Below are 19,303 nucleotides of genomic sequence, written 5' to 3'. Positions count from 1 at the left end.
TCGCGGAAGCGGGGAACGGGGGACGAGGATCAGGCGTCCCGGCGGCTCGACCTCGTGCTCGACGCGATGCGTGTTCCCCGGGAATGAACGCCGCCTTCGCCCGTTCTCGTTGGGCGAAGGGGTCGTTCGCTCCATCGGCGTCAGGAGGTGAGGGTGTTGTGCTTGAGGCCTTCGAGGAAGGTGGCGAAGTGTCGGCGGGAGAAGATCAGAGGTGTGGCGGTGGGGTTCTTGCTGTCGCGGATGGCGCAGGTTGCGGGGATGTTGAGGGCGACCTCGACGCAGGTCCCACTGCCCCCGCCGCCGCTGTAGCTGCTCTTGCGGAACTCAAAGATCATGATCGTGTTCCTTCAGGTAGGTGGACATCAAGTCGTTCGACTCCGACGAGCTCAGTGCAACATCGGTGAGATTGTCCAGGACTTTCACGTATATGTCTGCATCTTTGCCTTCGATGAACACCCCGCTGGCCTGGTTCTCCTGGTATGCCACGTGATTGCCGTCGAGCTCGTATAGCGTGAAAGAGCTTTCGCAGCCCCAGTACGCACCGGCGGAAAAGGGGATCACCCGAACGGATCGTCCTGGTAGATGTCCTACGGCGATCAAGTTCTGCAACTGTTCCATCATCGTGCGCGCGTTCGCGGTGACGTTTCGGCGTAGCGCGGCTTCGTCGATGAAGACGTTGTGGCATCGAAGCCCAGGCCGGGTCAGCACGGCCTGGCGCTCAACTCTGGAGAACACGGCTCGCTCGCGTTCGACGGACCCCAGTGGTGATGTACCGATCAACGAGCGTGCGTACGCAGGTGTTTGGAGCAATCCGGGGATCACCGAGACCTGGAACTCGTGGATCGCGTGGGCATCGGCTTCGTACGAGGAGATCGCCTTCAGCTGAGGCGGGATTCCATCTCCGATACCGACCCAGGTTGTTGATGTGTCGCCCGCGAGCCGGATCAGCCGGTCCTTCGCCGTTCCTGTCACCGCGAGGGCGGTGAGGATGGAGGCGACTTCGCTGACGTCGGCTCGCCGGGCGCCCGTCTCGATTCTGGAGAGGGTGGAGCGGGAGATGTCCGTTGCCGCTGCCAGCTTCTCAAGTGTCCAATCGAGTGAATCTCGGGCCTGGCGTATCTCAGCTCCGATGGCTCGGGCTTGAGAACCCGCGTACTTCGGCAATTCCGACCTCCCCGGATGTTCGAGATCGCGTGCATTACCTGAACGTGTCACCGCGATCCGCTGCTTCTCAGGCTGTGCCGGGTGTTGCTACGTTCCCGGCCGTCAGCGAGTTGGGCGAGAGCGTAGCGATCCCCGTTCTCGCCGGATCCGCCGGAGTGTCCAAAGTGAACTGATGGAGGAAGTTGTGGATTGGTCGGGAATTTTCGCCGCACCGACGTATGCGGATTTTCAGCGGGAATTGCGCGAGATGGTGACGGCCGATCCGCCGCGGGTGTTCGCGTTGTGCGAGGAGATCGGTGAGCGCGAGGACGGGCACGTCCGGTACTGGGGTCTGGCCTTCGACGACTGCGCTGAACTGGTCGCCGCCGTGGGGAACTTCCGGGCGCGGTTCAAGTCCGTCGAATCCGCCGTCGGACACCTGTCCCGCCGCCGCAAGCTGCACCTGATCTGGGCGGACCCAATGGCGCGGTGAGCGGCCTCGTGCTCGGGTCGAACGGTTCGCCGAGCGGGTCCATGCGGTGCAGGCCCTCGGCGGCGAGCGTCTGTTGCAGCTGCTTGTGCACCGCGCTCAGCGCCTCGGGGTGGTGCCGGGCGCCGATCTCGACGGCGTCCAGCACCGGCAGCAGCTGGTCGTTTCGCGGGCACCGGCAACGCGCAGCCGCGGGTGTGGGTCGCGCTCCAAGTGCGCAGCGCCTCGCCCTGCACCCGTGAACCGCTCGCCCGTCGTCGTTCGTTTCGGCGACGCGCGATTTCGCGGAATCGGACAGGGTGGCCCCAATCAGAATGTTCATGCGAGCGGCGTGCTCAAGATATGACTCGCGGTTCGTCGCACTTCGCGCGTTGCACGTTCTCACGGAAATCGCGTCGTCGGCGTAGGGGTGCGGGCCGCAGGTTCGGCGCTATGCCCGACCTCAACGGCCGATGATGTCGCCGTGCTTGGTCGTGATCGCGTTGAGCGAGGCGAGGGGCGCCTCGTCGAGGGTGATCGCACCCGCGGCGATGTTCTCCTCGAGGTGCCGGAGGGTCGCGGTGCCCGGGATGAGCAGCACGTTCGGGGCGCGGTGCAGCAGCCAGGCGAGGCCGATCTGCGAAGGCGTGCTGCCCGAAGCACGCGCGGCGGCGATGACGGCGGGTTCGTCGGTCACCTTCGGCATGCCGGGGAAGGCGCTGCCCAGCGGGAAGAACGGAACCCAGGCGATGTCCTGCGCCTCGCAGAGCCGCAAGAGTTCCTCGTCGTTGCGGGCCACCAGGCTGTAAGCGTTCTGCACGCAGGCGATGCCCACCGGGAGCGCGCGGCGCAGATCGTCGAGGGTGACGTTGCTGAGGCCGATCGCGCCGATCTTGCCCTCGTCGCGCATCGCGGTGAGCGCCGCGAGCTGGTCGTCGATGCCGACCCGCTGGTCGCCGTCGGCGATCAGTCCGGGGCCGACGTCCGCGCGCCGCAGGTTGACCAGGGGAATCCGGTCGAGCCCGAGGCTCGCGAGGTTGGCTTCGAGATCCGCGCGCAGTTCTTCCGGACGCTGCGCGAGGCGCAGGGGCAGCGGGCCGCCGGAGTCGGGGGTGGCGCCGAGCTTGCTGGCGACGAGCACGCCGTCGCGGGCGGCCTCGCGGATGACGTCGTTGGCGAAGCCGTCCCCGTAGAACTGCGCGGTGTCGATGTGGTCGACGCCGAGTTCGAGGGCGCGGCGCAGGATCGCGAGACCTGCCGGGCGGTCGCCGCGCAGTCGTTCGAGCTGCATCGCTCCGTAGCCGATCCGCGCCACGGTGCGGCCCGTGAGGTGGCCGACACCGCCGGGCCGTGCCGCGCCAGAGGAAGAGGTGGGTGAAGTCATGGTCGGTCCTCGCAGGTGAGATGATGGGAGAAGGAGGCGGAGGCGCCTCCGGTAATGGCGACCGTAGCACAGACGGAGGGACCTCCATTTTGACCGAGCCTGACCCGGCGCACACCCGTCCAGCCCGCGCCGACGCGCGCCGCAACCGCGAGAAGGTCCTCGCCGCCGCGTGCGCCGCGTTCACCGACGCCGAGGGCACCGTCTCGCTGGAGGCCGTCGCTCGCGACGCGGGCGTCGGCATCGGCACCCTCTACCGCCACTTCCCGACCCGCGAAGCGCTCGTCGAGGCCGTCTACGCGGCCGAGCTCGACGACGTGGTCGCCAGCGCCACCGCCCTGCTCGACGAACTGCCGCCCGACGCGGCGCTGCGCGCGTGGATGGAGCGGTATGCGGCCTTCGTCGCCACGAAGCGCGGGATGCTCGACACGCTCCGCGCCGGGTGGGAATCCGGCAGCATGGCCGCACCCGCCACGAGGGAGCGGATCACCACCGCGATCGAGTCGATCCTCGCGGCCGGGGTGCGCGCCGGTTCGCTGCGCGCCGACGTGGCGGCCGACGACGTCGTCGCCCTGCTGCTCGGGGTGTTCTTCTCCGCCGCGGCCGAGGCCGCCCCGGAGAAGACGGCCCGGCGGCTCGACCTCATCCTCGACGCGGTCCGCGCTCACTGCGGCTGAACGGTCCCGCGCGTTAGTGGCCGACGCGCACCAGCGCGGGCCGGATCAAGTGGCCGTGCACCTGGTAGCCGGGCCGGAGCACTTCGGTGATCACCGCGCCCGGGCCGATCTCCTCGCGGTGCAGCGGGATCACGGCACGCGGCTCGGAGCGCTCGGGCGGTACCGCCTCGTGCTCGGCCGGGTCGAACGGTTCGCCGAGCGGGTCGATGCGGTGCAGGCCTTCGGCGGCGAGAGTCTGCTGCAACTGCGAGTGCACGGCGCTCAGCGCCTCCGGGTTGTGCGCAGCGCCGATCTCGACGGCGTCGAGCACCGGCAGCAGGTCCCGCAGCAGGCCTTCGGCCGCGCGGTCCAAGTGCGCGGTCTGCTCCCGCAGCATCCGCTTGCGGTAGTTGTCGAACTCCGCCGTCACCCGGCGCAACGTCTCCAAGTGGGCGTCGCGCTCCCCGCGCAGCCTGCTGATCTGCTCGTCGGGTTCAGCCGAGCCGCCGCCTTCGGCGGGGGGAGTCGTCCCCGGAGGTTCGGTCCTGGGCGAAGTCACGACGTGCGGCCTGCCGGGGCGATGTTCCGCGGGCACCGGCAACGAGTTCCGGCGCGGGCCGTCGGGGCGATCGTCGTCCATCGCTCACTCCTTGGTACCGGGCTCGTCGACGATCTCCGCGTCCACCACGTCGTCGGAACCCGAACCACCGCCGGTGGATCCGCCGCCCGCACCGGCTCCGCCCGTCGAAGCGCCGCCGGCGGGGGATTCGGTGTCGCTGTAGAGGGCCTGGCCCAGCGCTTGGGATTCGGTGGCGAGCTTCTCCACCGCCGCCTGGATCGCGGCGACGTCCTGGCCGCGCAACGCCTCGTTGGTCTCGCCGATTGCCGCGCGCACCCGGTCCTTGACGTCGGCGGGCAGCTTCTCGTCGTTGTCGGCCAGGACCTTCTCGGTCTGGTACACGAGGGTTTCGGCCTGGTTGCGGGCTTCCGCCTCGTCGCGGCGCTGCTTGTCCTCGTCGGCGTGGGCTTCGGCGTCGGAGACCATCCGGTCGATGTCCTCCTTCGGCAGCGCCGAGCCGCCGGAGATCTGGATGGACTGCTCCTTGCCGGTCCCCAAGTCCTTCGCGTTGACGTGCACGATGCCGTTGGCGTCGATGTCGAAGGACACCTCGATCTGCGGCACCCCGCGCGGAGCGGGCGGCAGCCCGGTCAGGTCGAAGCTGCCGAGCTTCTTGTTGTGCGCGGCCATCTCGCGCTCGCCCTGGAAGACCTGGATCTGCACGGACGGCTGGTTGTCGTCGGCCGTCGTGAAGGTCTCGGAGCGCTTCGTCGGGATCGTGGTGTTGCGCTCGATCAGCTTGGTCATGATGCCGCCCTTGGTCTCGATCCCGAGCGACAGCGGGGTGACGTCGAGCAGCAGGACGTCCTTGACCTCACCGCGCAGCACACCGGCCTGCAGGGCGGCGCCGACGGCGACGACCTCATCGGGGTTGACGCCCTTGTGCGGTTCCTTGCCGCCGGTGAGCTCCTTGACGAGCTCGGTGACCGCGGGCATCCGGGTCGACCCGCCCACCAGCACCACGTGGTCCACGTCCTGCACCGAGATCCCCGCGTCGCGCACCGCGTTCTCGAATGGCTTGCGGGTGCGCTCCAGCAGGTCGGAGGTGATCCGCTGGAACTCCGCGCGGGACAGCGTCTCGTCGAGGAACATCGGGTTCTTCTCGGAATCGACCGTGATGTAGGGCAGGTTGATGTTGGTGGTCGACGAGCTGGAGAGCTCGATCTTGGCCTTCTCCGCGGCTTCCTTGATCCGCTGCAAGGCCATCTTGTCCTTGGTGAGGTCGATGCCGGAGGACGCCTTGAACTTCTCCACCAGCCAGTCGACGATGCGCTGGTCCCAGTCGTCGCCGCCGAGGTCGGTGTCCCCGGACGTCGCCTTCACCTCGACCAGGCCCTCGCCCACGTCGAGCAGCGACACGTCGAACGTGCCGCCGCCCAGGTCGAAGACCAGGATCGTCTGCTCCTTCTCGCCCTTCTCCAGCCCGTAGGCGAGCGCGGCGGCGGTCGGCTCGTTGATGATGCGCAGCACGGTGAGCCCGGCGATCTGACCGGCTTCCTTCGTGGTCTGGCGCTGCGCGTCGTCGAAGTAGGCGGGGACGGTGACGACCGCGTCGGTGACCTCCTCGCCGAGGTAGGTCTCCGCGTCGCGCTTGAGCTTCATCAGCACTCGCGCGCTGATCTCCTGCGCGGTGTAGTCCTTGTCGTCGATCGTCGTCTTCCAGTCGGTGCCCATGTGGCGCTTGACCGACCGGATGGTGCGGTCGACGTTCGTCACCGCCTGGTTCTTCGCCGGTTGTCCCGTCAGCAGTTCGCCGCTGCGGGCGAATGCCACCACCGACGGCGTGGTGCGCGCCCCTTCCGAGTTCGCGATGACCGTCGCGTCGCCGCCTTCGAGCACGGCCACGACGGAGTTCGTCGTGCCCAGGTCGATGCCCACCGCTCGCCCCATTGCGCCTCCTCGCCTCGGCCACACCGCAGCCCGGCCGTGCGGCGTCACCACGTGGCTCCTGCTTCCAGGCTCGGAGGTCGGCGCGGCACATCGGTAGGGGACAACGTCCTTGCCGGACGGCGGCGCGCCGTGGTCCCGCGACGCGCCGGAACGGGACGGTCAGGAGTTCGCGAGCTCCAGCAGCCGGGTCACCGTGGTCCAGTTGCGGGCCGTGGCGCGCACGCCGAGCCGGCGTTCCCACCAGGACTGCGGGACCCGCGAGTTCCGCACTCCTTCCGGGCACCAGACGTAGACCTCGCGCTCGCCGAACCGCACCTCGTCCGGCGCGAAGGCCGCCGGGTCGAGCTCGGCGAGCACCGCCGGATCGGGGCGCGCGGACAGGAAGATGACCAGGTACTGCGCCGGAACCGCGGCGATCCCGGCCAGCGGGTCGGCGGCCACCACCGCGGCCAGCTCGTCGCGGGTCCGGACCACCACGGGCACGTCCAGCCCGAACTCCTCGGCGATGCCCGCCGAGATCACCCGTTCCGACTCCGCGGCGGAGATGTCGGCGGAGAACACGGCGTTGCCGCTCTGCAGGTGCGTCCCGGCCTCGTCGAAGCCGAGCCGAGCCAGCAGCTCCCGCAATCCCGCCATCGGAATCCTGTTGTGCTTGCCCAGGTTGATCCCGCGAAGCAACGCGACCTGCCGCACCCGACACCTCCTGCCCCTCGCCGCTCCCCAAACGGAAAGCCCCCGCAGCATCCCTCCCGCCCCCGACACTCCACTTCGCGCACCGTGCCCGGAGGGTCGGTCGCCGTCCCGGTCGGCGGGTCGTCGGGCGGGGTGGATGAGAAGATCGCCAGGTGGGTCCCGGTATCGACCTGGAACGGTCTGACTTGACTGTTTTTCCGGGGGCGGGTAACACTCGAAGTCCGGCAGCGCTCCGCAGCGGGACGAACCACCGGCGAGGCGGCCGATTCCCTCAGCGAACAGAGGAGAACAGCACGTGAGCGACAGCGTCCGCACCGAATTCGGCGACGGCATCGCCGTGATCACCATCGACCGGCCCGAGGCGCGCAACGCCGTCGACAAGTCGGTCGCCGAAGGCATCGCCGCCGCCATCGACGAGTTCGAATCCCGCAGCGACCTGGTCATCGGCATCCTCACCGGAGCGGGTGGCACGTTCTGCGCGGGCATGGACCTCAAGGCGTTCACCCGAGGAGAGCGGCCCGCGCTGCCAGGCCGCGGTTTCGGCGGGCTCACCGAACAGCCGCCGCAGAAGCCGCTCATCGCCGCCGTCGAAGGCTGGGCGCTGGCCGGAGGGTGCGAGCTGGCGCTGTCGGCGGACCTCGTCGTCGCCTCGCGGGAGGCGAAGTTCGGGCTGCCCGAGGTCAAGCGCGGACTGGTCGCCGCCGCAGGAGGGCTGCTGCGGCTGCCGAAGGCGCTGCCCTACCAGCTGGCGATGGAGATCGCGCTCACCGGCGACCCGCTGACCGCGGAGAAAGCGCACGCTCACGGCCTGATCAACACCCTCACCGAACCGGGCGGCGCGCTCGACGGCGCGAAGGAGCTCGCGGCGCGCGTCGCCGCCAACGGGCCGCTCGCGGTGCGCGCCACCAAGCAGATCGTCTCCGGCGCGGTGCGCTGGACCGACGCCGAGGCGTTCGCCGCGCAGGCCGACCTGGTGGGGCCGGTGTTCGCGTCGGCCGACGCCCAGGAAGGCGCCCGCGCGTTCGCCGAGAAGCGCGCCCCCGTCTGGCGCGGCGAGTGACCGAACCGCACCCGCCTCGTACGACCAGCAAGGAGAGCACCGCCATCGCCCCGTACCGCCAGTCCGACGCCGAGACCGACCCCGAAGGCTCCGGCGAGGACCGAGACCAGGACCGAGCCCGCGCGGCGCGCGAACTCGGCGACGCGCTGCGCGCGCTCACCGCCGCCGCCACCAGCACGGAGGTGGACGCCGCGACCTTGCGCAAGATCGCCGATCAGGCGCGGGACCTGACCGGGCCGCTGAGTGCGGCCTCCCGCACCCGGCACACGGCGCCGTCCATCGACGACGCCAAGCCGGGCAGGCGGATGTACAACCCCGCGGTCGGGCCGGGAAACCCGATCGCACCGCCGATGCGCGTCGAGGTCGGCGACGGCGTCGTCGTCGGCACCTGCACGCTCGGGCTCGCCTACGAAGGGCCGCACAGCTACACCCACGGCGGGGTGAGCGCGATGCTCATCGACCAGATCCTCGGGCACGCGCACGCCGCCCTCGGGCGGCCCGGCATGACCGTGGCGCTGTCGCTGCGCTACCGGAGGCCCGTTCCGCTGGAGACACCGCTGCGGCTGACCGCGTGGGTTCCGGAGGAGTCCATCACCGACCGCCGCACCGGCCCGCAGGCCACCATCACCACCCAGGACGAACCGGATCGGGTGCTGGTGGAGGCGTCCGGGGTGTTCGTCGTGCCCAGCGCCGAGCAGGCCAGCCGGATCTTCGGCGACTCCCGCCTTCCGAGCTGGCAGCGCGACCGGTACTGACCGGCGGCCGATCGTGGTCCGCCGCCGCGCGGAACACGATCGGCGGCCCCTCACGCGTCGGGGAGGTCGCCCGCTTCGCGATCGGCCCGGAGGCGGGTCTTGAGGACCTTCCCGCTCGGATTCCGGGGCAGTTCCGGCAGGATCGTGACGTGGCGCGGTCGCTTGTAGCCGGCCAGGTGCTCGCGGCAGTACCGCTCGACGTCCTGCGGTGTCGGCGGGTCCGCCGGGTCACGGGCCACGAGCACCGCCAGCGGCGTCTCGCCCCACTTCTCGTCCGGCACGCCGATCAGCGCGACCTCGGCGACCTTCGGGTGCCCGGCGAGCACGTCCTCCACCTCGGCGCAGTAGATGTTCTCCCCGCCCGAGATGATCATGTCCTTCTTCCGGTCGACCACGTAGTAGTAGCCGTCCTCGTCCTCGCGCACCAGGTCGCCGGAGTGGAACCAGCCGCCTTCGAACGCGTCCGCGGTCTCGGCGGGCTTGCCCCAGTACTCCCGCATCACCGTCGGGCCGCGGTAGACGATCTCGCCGACCTCGCCGCGCGGGACGTCGTTCATCGCCACGTCCACCACGCGGACCTCGACGTTGAGCATCGGCGTGCCGACGGAGCCGATCTTGCGCAACGCGTCCTCACCGCGCAGCAACGTGGTGACCGGGCTGCACTCGGTCTGGCCGAACGAGGTCACCACTTGGGCCTGCGGGAACGTGTCGATCATCGTGCGCAGCAGCGTGGTGGACGCGGGGGCGGCGCCCCAGGAGATCCGGTGCAGCGCGGAGAGGTCGCGCTCGGCGACGCCCGGCACCGCGCAGATCGCCTGCCACTGCGCGGGAACGAAGAAGCAGTCCGAGACGCGCTCGCGCTCCAGCACGTCCACGATCTCCGCCGGGTCGAACCGCCCGGAGCGCGAGAGCACCGTCTTCCCGCCCAGCAGCAGGTTCGGCAGCATGCCGGAGACCCCGGCGATGTGGAACAGCGGAGCGCCGGAGATCCCGACGCGCTCCCCGGCGGGCGTGCCCAGGTGCGCCATCATGCTGAACGAGTGCAGCAGCAGGTTGTGGTGGGTGAGCACCGCGCCCTTGGGGCGGCCGGTGGTCCCGGAGGTGTACATGATGTACGCCGGTGAGCGTTCGTCCACGTCGATGCCGGGGTGTTCCGGACCGGCCGCGGCGAGCACGTCCTCGTAGCGCTCCGCGCCCGGCCCGGCTGCGGTGGCGTCCTCGCCGACGACCAGGCAGGTCCGCACGTCGGCCTGCTCGCGGGCCTTGCCCAGCACGGGCGCGAGCGGCGCGTCGACGACGACCGCGGCGGCTCCGCTGTCGGTGAGCGCGTAGGCGACCTCGTCGGCGACCAGGCGGAAGTTGATCGGCACGCAGATCGCCCCGATCCGCCCGCAGGCGTGGTAGGCCTCCGCGACCTCGAGTCCGTTGAGCCCGAGCACCGCGACCCGGTCTCCCGGCCGCACCCCGCGCGCCAGCAGCGCGTTCGCGAGCCTGCTGAGCCGCTCGTCGAGCTCGCGGTAGGTGCGGCCGTCCTCGCCGAAGCGCAGCGCGACCGCGTCGGGGATCTTGCGCGCGTGCCGGGCGACCTGGTCGCTGCTGGTCATGCCGGTACCTGCGGACTGGGGCGTGTGCATCGGCGTTCCTCGGCGTTGAGGGGCGGATGGGGCGGCGAAATCCGGTGACGTCAGGACAACGAGGCAGGGGGCCGTGGCGTGTCGGCGATGGGGTGTTGCGAGCCGGGGGAACCGTTCGGCGGCCGGTCGTCGAGGGTGCGGACCGCTTGCGTCGTCCGGTGTCCATGGTGCGATCGTCGACCTGTGGCGGTCAACCCTGACTGCTCAGGGGGTTCTTGCCCTCCGCGCCCCGCGTGCCGTAGAAAACAGTCATCACTGACTGGCTGGGGCCTCGGTCGGCCCCGTCGGGGCGAGGAGGAACGCATGGACATCGCGGGTGGCGTCGCCGTCATCACCGGGGGAGCGTCCGGGCTCGGACTGGCCACCGCCAAGCGGCTGGTGGCGGCGGGCGGCAGCGTCGTGCTGCTGGACCTGCCGACGTCCCAGGGCGAGCAGGTCGCGGCCGAACTCGGCTCCGCCGCGCGGTTCGCGGCAGCCGACGTCACCGACGAGACCCAGGTTGCCGCCGCGCTCGACGTGGCCGACGAGCTCGGGCCGCTGCGCGCGGTCGTCAACTGCGCTGGCCTCGGCAACGCGCTGCGGGTCGTGAGCCGCAAGCGCGGCCCGTTCCCGCTGGAGGCGTTCACGAAGATCATCAACATCAACCTGATCGGCACGTTCAACGTGCTGCGCCTCGGGGCGGAGCGGATGATCGCGCACGAACCGGTCGGGGAGGAGCGCGGCGTCATCATCAACACCGCCTCCGCCGCCGCCTTCGACGGCCAGGTCGGGCAGGCCGCCTACTCCGCCTCCAAGGGTGGCGTGGTCGGCATGACGCTGCCGATCGCCCGCGACCTCGCCGAACACCTGATCCGGGTCGTCACCATCGCACCCGGCCTGTTCAACACCCCGCTGCTGGCGGGTGCGTCCGAGGAGGTCAAGGCCTCCCTCGGCGAGCAGGTCCCGCACCCCTCGCGGCTCGGCGAACCCGACGAATTCGGCGCTCTGGCCGAACACATCGTCGCCAACCCGATGCTCAACGGCGAGGTCATCCGCCTCGACGGCTCCATCCGCATGGCACCCCGCTGACCCGCGGAGTGAACGGACCGTTCGTCCAACGGGATTGGGCGAACGGGCCGTTCACCTCACCTCCGGGTTCCGGCCGAGGCCCGCGATCGCGGAGTGAACGGACTGTTCGTCCAACGGGATTGGGCGAACGGGCCGTTCACCTCACCTCCGGGTTCCGGCCGAGGCCCGCGATCGCGGAGTGAACGGACTGTTCGTCCAGCGGGATTGGGCGAACGGGCCGTTCACCTCACCTCCGGGTTCCGGCCGAGACCTGCGATCGCGGAGTGAACGGACTGTTCGTCCAACGAGATGGGACGAACGGTCCGTTCACTCGGGAAAGCCCGTGCGCCATGCGGAGATTCGTCGCATGGCGCGATGAGCAGTGCATCAGTGCGGCTGTGGTTCGGAGTGAACGGCCTGTTCGTCCAACGGGATTGGACGAACAGGCCGTTCACTCATCGGCGGAGTCGGGTGGTCGGTGGGTGAACGGACCGCTTGTCCAACGGGATTGGACGAACGGTCCGTTCACTCCGGACAGGGTTGCGGCTCTCGGGGTGGCGGAGCGATGAGGGCGTGCTCGGCTGTCGCGCGGCGGCCATCGCGGCGCGGTGCTTTCGAAGATCATCATGAGGTCGTTCAGGATCTGCCGGAACTCACGGGCGAACGCACCCACCGAGCTGGTGCCGCACGCGCCAGGGCGCCGAACCCGCTCACTCCTGGTCGAACAGCAGCCTGCGGGCCAATCCCTTCCACAGCGCCAAGTGCGGGTCGGTGGCGGGGGAGCGGTCTTCGAAGGCGTAGGGCATCGCGGCGCCGCGCATGCTGGTGAACAGCAGCTCGCGGAGCAGTTCGTACTGCGGGTGTTCGCGCACGGCCGGTCCCCAGATGCCGTCGGTGACGTCGCGGATCGCGGCGCGCAGCCCGCGTTCCTCGGGGCGCAGCGCGGCGCCGAGCGCGGGGTTGGTGCGGGCGGCGGTCCACAGTTCGATCGCGGCCCAGAAGTGCGGTTCCTGGAAGGTCTCCCACAGCAGTTCGATGCAGCGGTCGACGCGCGCCGGGCCCTCGGGTTCTTCGGCGAGCTTGTGCTGGGCGTGCACCTGGGTCTGCGCGAGCCGGGTGTTCGCCAGGTGCTGCGCGGCGGCGACCAGCAGCCCGTCGCGCGAGGGGAAGTGGTGCAGCAGCCGCCCTCGGGACACTCCGGCCTTCGCCTGGATCACGAGGGTGGAGGCGCCGGCGTAGCCGTGCTCGATGAGGCAGTCCACGGCGGCGTCGAGGATGAGCGCTCGGCTGTCGGCGGTGCGTTCCTCGCGCGTGCGGGGTGCGCCGCCGGAGCTCGGGGTGCGTGCGTTCGCCGTTTCGGACTCGACCACCGGGACAGCGTACCCGCTGGTGGACTGAACATGACCCGGAAGCAGTCGGCATTGACCGCCGCCGTGCGGCGGTGCCAGGCTCGGTTGGTCCGGGGCGCCCGAGCCGGGTGCCGCCGGGCCGCGGTGGCCTCCGCCGCGTCGCCGGGCGGCGGAGGCCCGCGGCGTGGGCGGCCGGGCGCGCGGCGAGGTCGAGGTTCGAGGAGGAACCGCATGTATCCAGGTGCCCATGCCGCGACCGCCCCGGACCGGCCCGCCGTGATCATGGCGGGTTCCGGGGATCGGCTCACCTACGGCGAGCTGGAGGAGCGGTCGGTCCGGCTGGCGCACTCGCTGCGCGAAGCGGGCTTGGAGCGCGGCGACGTGGTGGCGCTGCTGACCGACAACGCGCTGCCGGCCTTCGAGGTGTACTGGGCCGCCGTGCGGTCCGGTCTCTACGTCACCGCGGTCAACAGCCACCTCACCCCGGCCGAGATCTCCTACATCGTCGGCGATTCCGGAGCCGCGGCGCTGATCGCGTCCGCCGCGCTCGCCGATGCGGCGTCCGAAGTGGCCGCGTCCGCGCCGGACGTGCGGGTCCGGTTGGCCTTCGGCGGCGAGGTCGACGGCTACGGCGACTACGAGGCGGCGCTGGCGGAGTCCTCGCCGGTGCCGCCCGCGGACCAGCCGCGGGGCGCGGACATGCTGTACTCGTCGGGAACCACGGGGCGCCCCAAGGGGATTCGCCCGGAACTCCCGGATCGCCAGGTCGGCGAGGAGGGCGACATCCTCACGGTGGTCGCCTCGCAGCTGTACGGGATCGACTCGGGTTCGGTGTACCTCTCGCCCGCGCCGATCTACCACGCGGCGCCGCTGCGCTACTGCGCCTCGACGCACGCGCTGGGCGGCACGGTGGTGCTGATGGAGAAGTTCGAACCGGAGCAGGCGCTGCGGGCGATCGAGCGCTACGGCGCCACGCACAGCCAGTGGGTGCCGACGATGTTCATCCGGATGTTGAAGCTGCCCGAGCAGGTCCGGAACCGCTACGACCTCTCCAGTCACCGGGTCGCGGTGCACGCCGCGGCTCCGTGTCCGGCGGAGGTGAAGCAGGCGATGATCGACTGGTGGGGGCCGGTGCTCTACGAGTACTACTCCTCGACCGAGGGCATCGGCATGACGTTCATCGATTCGCAGCAGTGGCAGCGGAAACCGGGCTCGGTGGGGAAATCGGTGCTCGGCACGGTGCGGATCTGCGACGACGACGGGGTCGAGCTCCCGGTCGGCCAGGTCGGCACGGTCTACTTCGACCGCGAGGAGCAGGCGTTCGAGTACTGGGGCGATGCGGACAAGACCCGCGCGGCCCGGCATCCGGAGCACGAGAACTGGGCGACGGTCGGGGACGTGGGCTACCTGGACGACGAGGACTTCCTGTTCCTCACCGACCGGAAGGCGTTCATGATCATCTCCGGTGGGGTGAACATCTACCCGCAGGAGATCGAGGATCTGCTCGCGCTGCACCCGCGGATCGCGGACGTGGCGGTCATCGGCGTCCCGGATCCGGAGATGGGCGAGGCGGTGAAGGCGGTGGTGCAGCCCGCGCCCGGCGTCGAGTCCGGGCCGGAGCTGGAGCGGGAGCTGCTGGAGTTCGTGCGCGCCCGGATCGCGCACTACAAGGTGCCGCGCAGCGTGGACTTCCTCGACGAGTTGCCGCGCACGCCGACGGGCAAGCTCGTCAAGGGCGTGCTGAAAGCCAGGTACGCGGCCGAACCGGTGTGAACCGCGCTCGTTCGGCGTAACGCCGGACGGCGCCACCTCGTTTACAGTCAGAGTTGACTGCTTATCTCGGTGGGAGGAACGCCATGCGCGACGCGGTGATCGTGGAGGCAGTGCGCACCCCGGTCGGCAAGCGGAACGGAGCGCTGTCCGGAGTGCACCCGGTCGACCTGTCGGCCCAAGTGCTGGACGCGCTCGTGGACCGGACCGGCATCGACCCCGGTGTCGTCGACGACGTCGTGTGGGGCTGCGTCGGCCAAGGCGGCGAGCAGACCCTGGACATCGCCCGCAACGCGGTGCTCGCGGCGGGCTGGCCGGACACGGTGACCGGCGTGACGGTGGACCGCCAGTGCGGCTCCTCGCAGCAATCGGTGCACTTCGCCGCGGCCGGGCTCGTCGCCGGGCACTACGACGTGGTCGTGGCGGGCGGCATCGAGTCGATGAGCCGGGTGCCGATGGGCAGCACCGTCAACGGCGCCGACCCGTTCGGCACGCGGCTGATGCAGCGCTACGGCGGCACCCCGCCGAACCAGGGCATCGGCGCGGAGATGATCGCGCAGCGCTGGGGCCTCAGCCGCGCTCGGCTCGACGAGTTCAGCATCGGCTCGCACGAGAAGGCCGCCGCCGCGCAGGATTCCGGAGCCTTCGACGCGCAGATCGCGCCGATCGCGCTGCCCGACGGCACCGTCGTCGACGAGGACGAGGGCATCCGCCGTGGCGGGACCGTCGAGAAGCTCGGCGGGCTCAAGCCCGCGTTCCGCGAGGACGGCGTGATCACCGCCGCGAACAGTTCGCAGATCAGCGACGGCTCGGCGGCGCTGCTGATGATGACCGGGGAGAAGGCCGCGCAGCTGGGCCTGCGCCCGCTGGCGCGCGTGCACACCGCCGTGCTCGCCGGGGACGATCCGGTGATCATGCTGACCGCGCCGATCCCCGCGACGAAGAAGGCGTTGCGCCGCAGCGGGTTGTCGGTGGACCGTATCGGTGCCTTCGAGGTGAACGAGGCGTTCGCGCCGGTGCCGCTGGCCTGGCTCGCCGAGATCGGTGCCGACGTCAAGTCGCTCAACCCGCTGGGCGGTGCCATCGCGCTCGGGCATCCGCTGGGCGCGAGCGGGGCGCGCATCATGACGACCCTGGTGCACCACTTGCGCGACAGCGGCGCGGAGTTCGGCCTGCAGACCATGTGCGAGGGCGGCGGCCAGGCCAACGCGACGATCTTGGAACGGCTCTGACCGAGTCGTTCCCGGCGGACTTGCCCGGTGGGACGCTCCGAGGAAGCGCAGCCGGTGGTGGACCTGGTCAAGCAGCGGTTCCGCCGCTGACGAGCACAGCGGAAAGAACGTTCCGCACGGACTTCGGACAGGGACGGTGGCGCAGATGACGGAGCCGACCGGATCCGGCGCGGCGGCCGAGGCCGCTTCGCTCGGCGAATTCTCCCGGCGGGCCGGGGAATTCCTGGACTCGGCGATACCCGCGAACTGGTCGGAGCTGGAGCCGGCCGAGCTGATCCCGGTCGCGCGGGAGTTCCAGGCCGCGCTCTACGACGCCGGTTTCGCCGGCATCACCTGGCCCGCCGAGTGCGGCGGCCAAGGCGCCACCGCCGCCCACGAGCAGGCGTTCCGGGAGCAGGCCGCCGGGCACGACCTGCCGACCGGGCCGTTCGTGATCGGCCTCGGGATGTGCGGGCCGACGCTGGTCGACCTCGGCACCGACCGGCAGCGGGAGCGCTACGTCCGGCCGCTGCTGCGCGGCGAGGAGATCTGGTGCCAGTTGTTCTCCGAACCCGACGCCGGATCGGACGTGGCGAGCCTGCGGACGAAGGCCGTGCGCGACGGCGAGGACTGGATCGTCACGGGCCAGAAGGTGTGGACCTCCGGCGCGCGGCACGCCGACTTCGGCGCGCTGCTGGCCCGCACCGACCCGGACGTGCCCAAGCACGCGGGCTTGACGATGTTCATCGTGGACATGCGCGCCCCGGGCGTCGCGGTGCGCCCGCTGCGGGACATGACCGGCCGGAGCCCGTTCAACGAGGTGCACTTCGACCAGGTGCGGCTGCCCGCGGACGCGGTGCTCGGCGAGGTCGGCGCGGGCTGGCGCGCGGCGGTGACGATGCTCGGCCACGAGCGGGTCTCGCTGGGCGGCGCCACCCGGCGCCGCGACGAGCCGCTGGGTGCGGCGAACCTGGCGCGGCTGGCGCGTGAGAACGGCACCGCGGCCGACCCGCAGGTGCGCGCCGAACTCGCCGGTCTGCACGCGGCGGAGCGGGCGTTGGAGCTGTTCAGCGTCCGGCTGCGCCAGGAAGCGGAGTCCGGGACCCCACCCGGCGCGCGCGGCTCGGTGGGCAAGCTCGGCGGCGCCATGCTGCTGTGGCAGGCCCTGCACGCCGCCGGGGAGATCGCCGGTACCGACGCGGTGGCCTGGGAACCCGGTGACGAGGCGGCGGAGGAACTGGCGGTGGCGATCAACGCGGTGCCCGCCTCCAGCATCGCCGGTGGCACGAACAACGTGCAGCGCAACATCATCGGCGAGCGGATCCTCGGCCTGCCCAAGGAACCCCAGGTCGATCGGGACGTGCCGTTCCGCGACCTCCGCGTCGGCACGCAACGCGAAACCACCTGAACCCGGGAGTGCGCACATGCGATTGGTGTTGACCGGACAGCAGGAGGACCTGCGCACGGCGGTGCGCGACTTCCTCGCCGACCAGGCCGGGCCTGAGCGGGTCCGGGACGTGCTGGAGACCGCCGACGGGTTCGACCGGGTGCTGTGGCGACGTGCCGGCGCGGAGCTCGGCGTGCTCGGGCTCGTCGTCGCCGAGGAGCACGGCGGAGCGGGCGCGGGGCACGTCGAGCGGTCCGTCGTGGCGGAGGAACTCGGCGCCACGCTGGTGCCGTCCCCGTTCCTCGCCTCGGCGGTGCTGGCGGTCGACGTGCTCAACGCCGTCGACGACGTCGGGATGCGGGAGCGGTACCTGCCGCCGCTGGCGGCGGGGGAGCTCATCGGCACCGTCGCGCACGGCGCCGAGGCCGCCGAACGCGACGGTGGCTGGCGGTTGGACGGCAGGCTCGCACCGGTGATCTCCGGTGACGTGGCCGATGTGGTGCTGGTGCACGCCGCGACGCCGGACGGCACCGGCTGGTTCGCCCTCGACACGACGGCGTCCGGAGTGCACCGCACGACCTTGCGCGCCCTCGACCCGACCCGGCGGCTCGCCCGGATCGACCTCTCGGGCGCTCGCGCGACGCGACTGGACACGGCCGACCCGGACGCGGTGCGGTCGAGCGTGGACGACCTGGCCGCGGTGGCGCTGGCCGCCGAGCAGGTGGGCGGGATGCGCCGCGTGCTGGAGATGACCACCGAGTACGCGAAGGTCCGGGTGCAGTTCGGCAGGCGGATCGGCTCCTACCAGGGCGTGAAGCACGCGCTGGCGGACCTCCACGGCTCCTGGGAGCAGGCGGTCTCCGTGCTGCGCCACGCCGCGTGGGCCGCCGACGAGGACCCGGACGAGCTGCCGATCGCCGCCGCCGTCGCGCAGGTCTTCTGCGCTCCGGCCGCGTTCCGGGCGGCGGCCGACGGTGTCGTGCTGCACGGCGGCATCGGCTACACCTGGGAGCACGACGCGCACCTGTACTACAAGCGCGCCAAGACCTCCGAGGTCCTTTTCGGCTCGGAACGGGACCGGCGGCTGCGGCTGGCGGACCTGATGGGCGTGTAGTCCCCGCACGACTCCGGCGGCAGCCTTGGCGGGCGTGGTGGACGGACGAGCACCGCCGAGCGGTCCTCGTCGTCCGGATCAGCAGGGTTCCGCAAGAAATTCCCGTTGAACGCTCCGTCGCGGATGTGAGGTGTGGGTTGACCTACCAGCAGATTTCCTACGAGGTGCACGAGCAGGTCGCCACGATCACGTTGAACCGCCCCGAGAAGCTCAACGCGTTCACCGACGTGATGCGCCGCGAACTGCTCGGCGCCTTCGACGCCACCGACGCCGACGACGAGGTGCGCGCGGTGATCCTCACCGGCGCGGGACGGGCGTTCTGCGCCGGCGCCGACCTCAGCAGCGGCGCGGGCACGTTCGACTACGACTCCCGAGACCCGGAGTCGCGGGCGACGGGCCTGACCGAGGACGGCGTGCCGCGCGACGGCGGCGGCACCTGCTCGCTGCGCATCGCGGCATCGAAGAAACCGGTGATCGCCGCCGTCAACGGCGCCGCGGTCGGGGTGGGCGCGACGATGCTGCTGCCCGCCGACATCCGCCTCGCAGGTGCGGCCGCCCGGTTCGGGTTCGTGTTCGCCCGCCGCGGACTGGTGCCGGAGGCGGCCTCCACGTGGTTCTTGCCGCGCCTGGTCGGCATCTCGCAGGCGATGGAGTGGGCCGCGACCGGCCGCATCTTCGACGCGACCGAGGCGAAGTCCGGCGGCCTGGTCTCCCGCGTGGTCCCGGCCGCGGACCTGCTCGCCACCGCGCGGGAGCTCGCGGCGGAGATCGTGCACAACACCGCTCCGGTGTCGGTCGCCGCGACCAGGCGGTTGATGTGGAGCATGCTCAGCGCGGACAACCCCTTCGAGGCGCACCGCCTCGATTCCCGCGCCATCCACGGCCTCGGCGCGAGCCCGGACGCGGCCGAAGGCGTGTCCTCGTTCCTGGAGAAGCGCCCCGCCGACTTCCCAGGCAGGGTCACCACCGACTTCCCGGACTACCTCCCGCCTTGGCCGTGAGAGGTTGTCCCTGGCCTGGGTAGGGGTCAGGTGGCGGAACCTCAGTGGCTTCCTCGCTGCGGGATCTTTTTCCCAAGTGGCTCCGCCACGAGGGAAAAAGCTGTCCTCGCGAGGAAGCCACTGA

Annotated in this window: 18 protein-coding genes; 10 read left to right on the top strand and 8 right to left on the bottom strand. The window is 71.0% G+C overall.

Features of this window, described 5'->3' with window-relative positions; all coding sequences use genetic code 11:
* Positions 1-140: 140 nt before the first annotated feature.
* On the bottom strand, positions 141-335 hold the full coding sequence (locus tag ACWD38_RS22065; RefSeq protein ID WP_450124807.1) for a DUF397 domain-containing protein: 195 nt from the start codon (positions 333-335) through the stop codon (positions 141-143).
* A complete protein-coding gene (locus ACWD38_RS22060) occupies positions 325-1,164 on the bottom strand; it encodes a helix-turn-helix domain-containing protein (RefSeq protein WP_450124806.1) in 840 nt (279 codons plus the stop codon). The genes ACWD38_RS22065 and ACWD38_RS22060 overlap by 11 nt, the downstream gene beginning before the upstream one ends.
* A gap of 247 nt (positions 1,165-1,411) precedes the next feature.
* Between ACWD38_RS22060 and ACWD38_RS22055 the strand changes: the two genes are divergently transcribed.
* Positions 1,412-1,636, top strand: a complete 225-nt coding sequence (locus ACWD38_RS22055; protein ID WP_450124805.1) for a hypothetical protein — start codon at positions 1,412-1,414, stop codon at positions 1,634-1,636.
* 439 nt (positions 1,637-2,075) lie between these two features.
* Here ACWD38_RS22055 and ACWD38_RS22050 read toward each other — a convergent pair whose 3' ends face one another.
* A complete protein-coding gene (locus tag ACWD38_RS22050; protein ID WP_450124804.1) occupies positions 2,076-2,996 on the bottom strand; it encodes an aldo/keto reductase in 921 nt (306 codons plus the stop codon).
* 89 nt (positions 2,997-3,085) lie between these two features.
* Between ACWD38_RS22050 and ACWD38_RS22045 the strand changes: the two genes are divergently transcribed.
* The gene (locus tag ACWD38_RS22045; protein WP_246456764.1) at positions 3,086-3,670 is read left to right on the top strand and encodes a TetR/AcrR family transcriptional regulator; all 585 of its coding nucleotides are present in this window, start codon (positions 3,086-3,088) and stop codon (positions 3,668-3,670) included.
* Positions 3,671-3,683: 13 nt separating this feature from the next.
* On the opposite strand, the gene ACWD38_RS22040 is transcribed toward ACWD38_RS22045, so the two are convergent.
* The 3 genes from ACWD38_RS22040 to ACWD38_RS22030 all read right to left on the bottom strand — a co-directional run bounded on the left by ACWD38_RS22040 (position 3,684) and on the right by ACWD38_RS22030 (position 6,851).
* Positions 3,684-4,289, bottom strand: coding sequence for a nucleotide exchange factor GrpE (locus ACWD38_RS22040; protein ID WP_184479117.1), 606 nt, complete (start codon positions 4,287-4,289; stop codon positions 3,684-3,686).
* 3 nt (positions 4,290-4,292) lie between these two features.
* Positions 4,293-6,158 carry a molecular chaperone DnaK gene (gene dnaK / locus ACWD38_RS22035; RefSeq protein WP_184479118.1) on the bottom strand — a complete coding sequence of 622 codons (1,866 nt, stop codon included), beginning with the start codon at positions 6,156-6,158 and terminating at the stop codon, positions 4,293-4,295.
* Positions 6,159-6,317: 159 nt separating this feature from the next.
* Positions 6,318-6,851 carry a DUF1697 domain-containing protein gene (locus ACWD38_RS22030; RefSeq protein WP_450124803.1) on the bottom strand — a complete coding sequence of 178 codons (534 nt, stop codon included), beginning with the start codon at positions 6,849-6,851 and terminating at the stop codon, positions 6,318-6,320.
* A 295-nt stretch (positions 6,852-7,146) separates the two neighbouring features.
* Here ACWD38_RS22030 and ACWD38_RS22025 point away from each other — a divergent pair, with 295 nt between their 5' ends.
* Positions 7,147-7,911, top strand: coding sequence for a crotonase/enoyl-CoA hydratase family protein (locus ACWD38_RS22025; RefSeq protein WP_184479120.1), 765 nt, complete (start codon positions 7,147-7,149; stop codon positions 7,909-7,911).
* Positions 7,908-8,666 carry a PaaI family thioesterase gene (locus ACWD38_RS22020; RefSeq protein WP_450124802.1) on the top strand — a complete coding sequence of 253 codons (759 nt, stop codon included), beginning with the start codon at positions 7,908-7,910 and terminating at the stop codon, positions 8,664-8,666. Before ACWD38_RS22025 ends, ACWD38_RS22020 begins: the two co-directional genes overlap by 4 nt.
* 50 nt (positions 8,667-8,716) lie before the next feature.
* On the opposite strand, the gene ACWD38_RS22015 is transcribed toward ACWD38_RS22020, so the two are convergent.
* Positions 8,717-10,300 (bottom strand): long-chain-fatty-acid--CoA ligase, encoded by a 1,584-nt coding sequence (locus tag ACWD38_RS22015; RefSeq protein WP_450124801.1) that lies wholly within the window; start codon positions 10,298-10,300, stop codon positions 8,717-8,719.
* Positions 10,301-10,603: 303 nt separating this feature from the next.
* Between ACWD38_RS22015 and ACWD38_RS22010 the strand changes: the two genes are divergently transcribed.
* Positions 10,604-11,368, top strand: a complete 765-nt coding sequence (locus ACWD38_RS22010) for a 3-hydroxyacyl-CoA dehydrogenase (RefSeq protein WP_184479121.1) — start codon at positions 10,604-10,606, stop codon at positions 11,366-11,368.
* A gap of 689 nt (positions 11,369-12,057) precedes the next feature.
* On the opposite strand, the gene ACWD38_RS22005 is transcribed toward ACWD38_RS22010, so the two are convergent.
* On the bottom strand, positions 12,058-12,717 hold the full coding sequence (locus tag ACWD38_RS22005; protein ID WP_343071363.1) for a TetR/AcrR family transcriptional regulator: 660 nt from the start codon (positions 12,715-12,717) through the stop codon (positions 12,058-12,060).
* A gap of 210 nt (positions 12,718-12,927) precedes the next feature.
* On the opposite strand from ACWD38_RS22005, the gene ACWD38_RS22000 reads away from it, so the two are divergent.
* The 5 genes from ACWD38_RS22000 to ACWD38_RS21980 all read left to right on the top strand — a co-directional run bounded on the left by ACWD38_RS22000 (position 12,928) and on the right by ACWD38_RS21980 (position 19,179).
* Positions 12,928-14,469: an acyl-CoA synthetase gene (locus tag ACWD38_RS22000; RefSeq protein WP_184479123.1), complete on the top strand. Its 1,542-nt coding sequence runs from the start codon at positions 12,928-12,930 to the stop codon at positions 14,467-14,469.
* An 83-nt stretch (positions 14,470-14,552) separates the two neighbouring features.
* A complete protein-coding gene (locus tag ACWD38_RS21995) occupies positions 14,553-15,698 on the top strand; it encodes a thiolase family protein (RefSeq protein ID WP_450124800.1) in 1,146 nt (381 codons plus the stop codon).
* Positions 15,699-15,843: 145 nt separating this feature from the next.
* Positions 15,844-17,085, top strand: a complete 1,242-nt coding sequence (locus tag ACWD38_RS21990) for an acyl-CoA dehydrogenase family protein (protein WP_450124799.1) — start codon at positions 15,844-15,846, stop codon at positions 17,083-17,085.
* A 16-nt stretch (positions 17,086-17,101) separates the two neighbouring features.
* The gene (locus tag ACWD38_RS21985) at positions 17,102-18,178 is read left to right on the top strand and encodes an acyl-CoA dehydrogenase family protein (protein ID WP_450124798.1); all 1,077 of its coding nucleotides are present in this window, start codon (positions 17,102-17,104) and stop codon (positions 18,176-18,178) included.
* A gap of 137 nt (positions 18,179-18,315) precedes the next feature.
* Positions 18,316-19,179, top strand: a complete 864-nt coding sequence (locus ACWD38_RS21980) for a crotonase/enoyl-CoA hydratase family protein (RefSeq protein ID WP_184479127.1) — start codon at positions 18,316-18,318, stop codon at positions 19,177-19,179.
* The last annotated feature ends 124 nt before the right edge of the window (positions 19,180-19,303 follow it).

The organism is Saccharopolyspora sp. NPDC002578 (assembly GCF_053592695.1).
Note: the sequence above shows the minus strand (reverse complement) of the source record. Positions and strands in the feature narration are given on the sequence as shown.

Excerpts from the sequence above, each read along its gene's own strand:
- ACWD38_RS21985 (WP_450124798.1), top strand. The coding sequence starts at position 17,102 with ATGCGATTGGTGTTGACCGGACAGCAGGAGGACCTGCGCACGGCGGTG.
- ACWD38_RS22010 (WP_184479121.1), top strand. The coding sequence starts at position 10,604 with ATGGACATCGCGGGTGGCGTCGCCGTCATCACCGGGGGAGCGTCCGGG.
- dnaK (WP_184479118.1), bottom strand. The coding sequence starts at position 6,158 with ATGGGGCGAGCGGTGGGCATCGACCTGGGCACGACGAACTCCGTCGTG.
- ACWD38_RS22040 (WP_184479117.1), bottom strand. The coding sequence starts at position 4,289 with ATGGACGACGATCGCCCCGACGGCCCGCGCCGGAACTCGTTGCCGGTG.
- ACWD38_RS21990 (WP_450124799.1), top strand. The coding sequence starts at position 15,844 with ATGACGGAGCCGACCGGATCCGGCGCGGCGGCCGAGGCCGCTTCGCTC.
- ACWD38_RS22015 (WP_450124801.1), bottom strand. The coding sequence starts at position 10,300 with ATGCACACGCCCCAGTCCGCAGGTACCGGCATGACCAGCAGCGACCAG.
- ACWD38_RS22055 (WP_450124805.1), top strand. The coding sequence starts at position 1,412 with ATGGTGACGGCCGATCCGCCGCGGGTGTTCGCGTTGTGCGAGGAGATC.
- ACWD38_RS22000 (WP_184479123.1), top strand. The coding sequence starts at position 12,928 with ATGTATCCAGGTGCCCATGCCGCGACCGCCCCGGACCGGCCCGCCGTG.
- ACWD38_RS21995 (WP_450124800.1), top strand. The coding sequence starts at position 14,553 with ATGCGCGACGCGGTGATCGTGGAGGCAGTGCGCACCCCGGTCGGCAAG.
- ACWD38_RS22065 (WP_450124807.1), bottom strand. The coding sequence starts at position 335 with ATGATCTTTGAGTTCCGCAAGAGCAGCTACAGCGGCGGCGGGGGCAGT.
- ACWD38_RS22050 (WP_450124804.1), bottom strand. The coding sequence starts at position 2,996 with ATGACTTCACCCACCTCTTCCTCTGGCGCGGCACGGCCCGGCGGTGTC.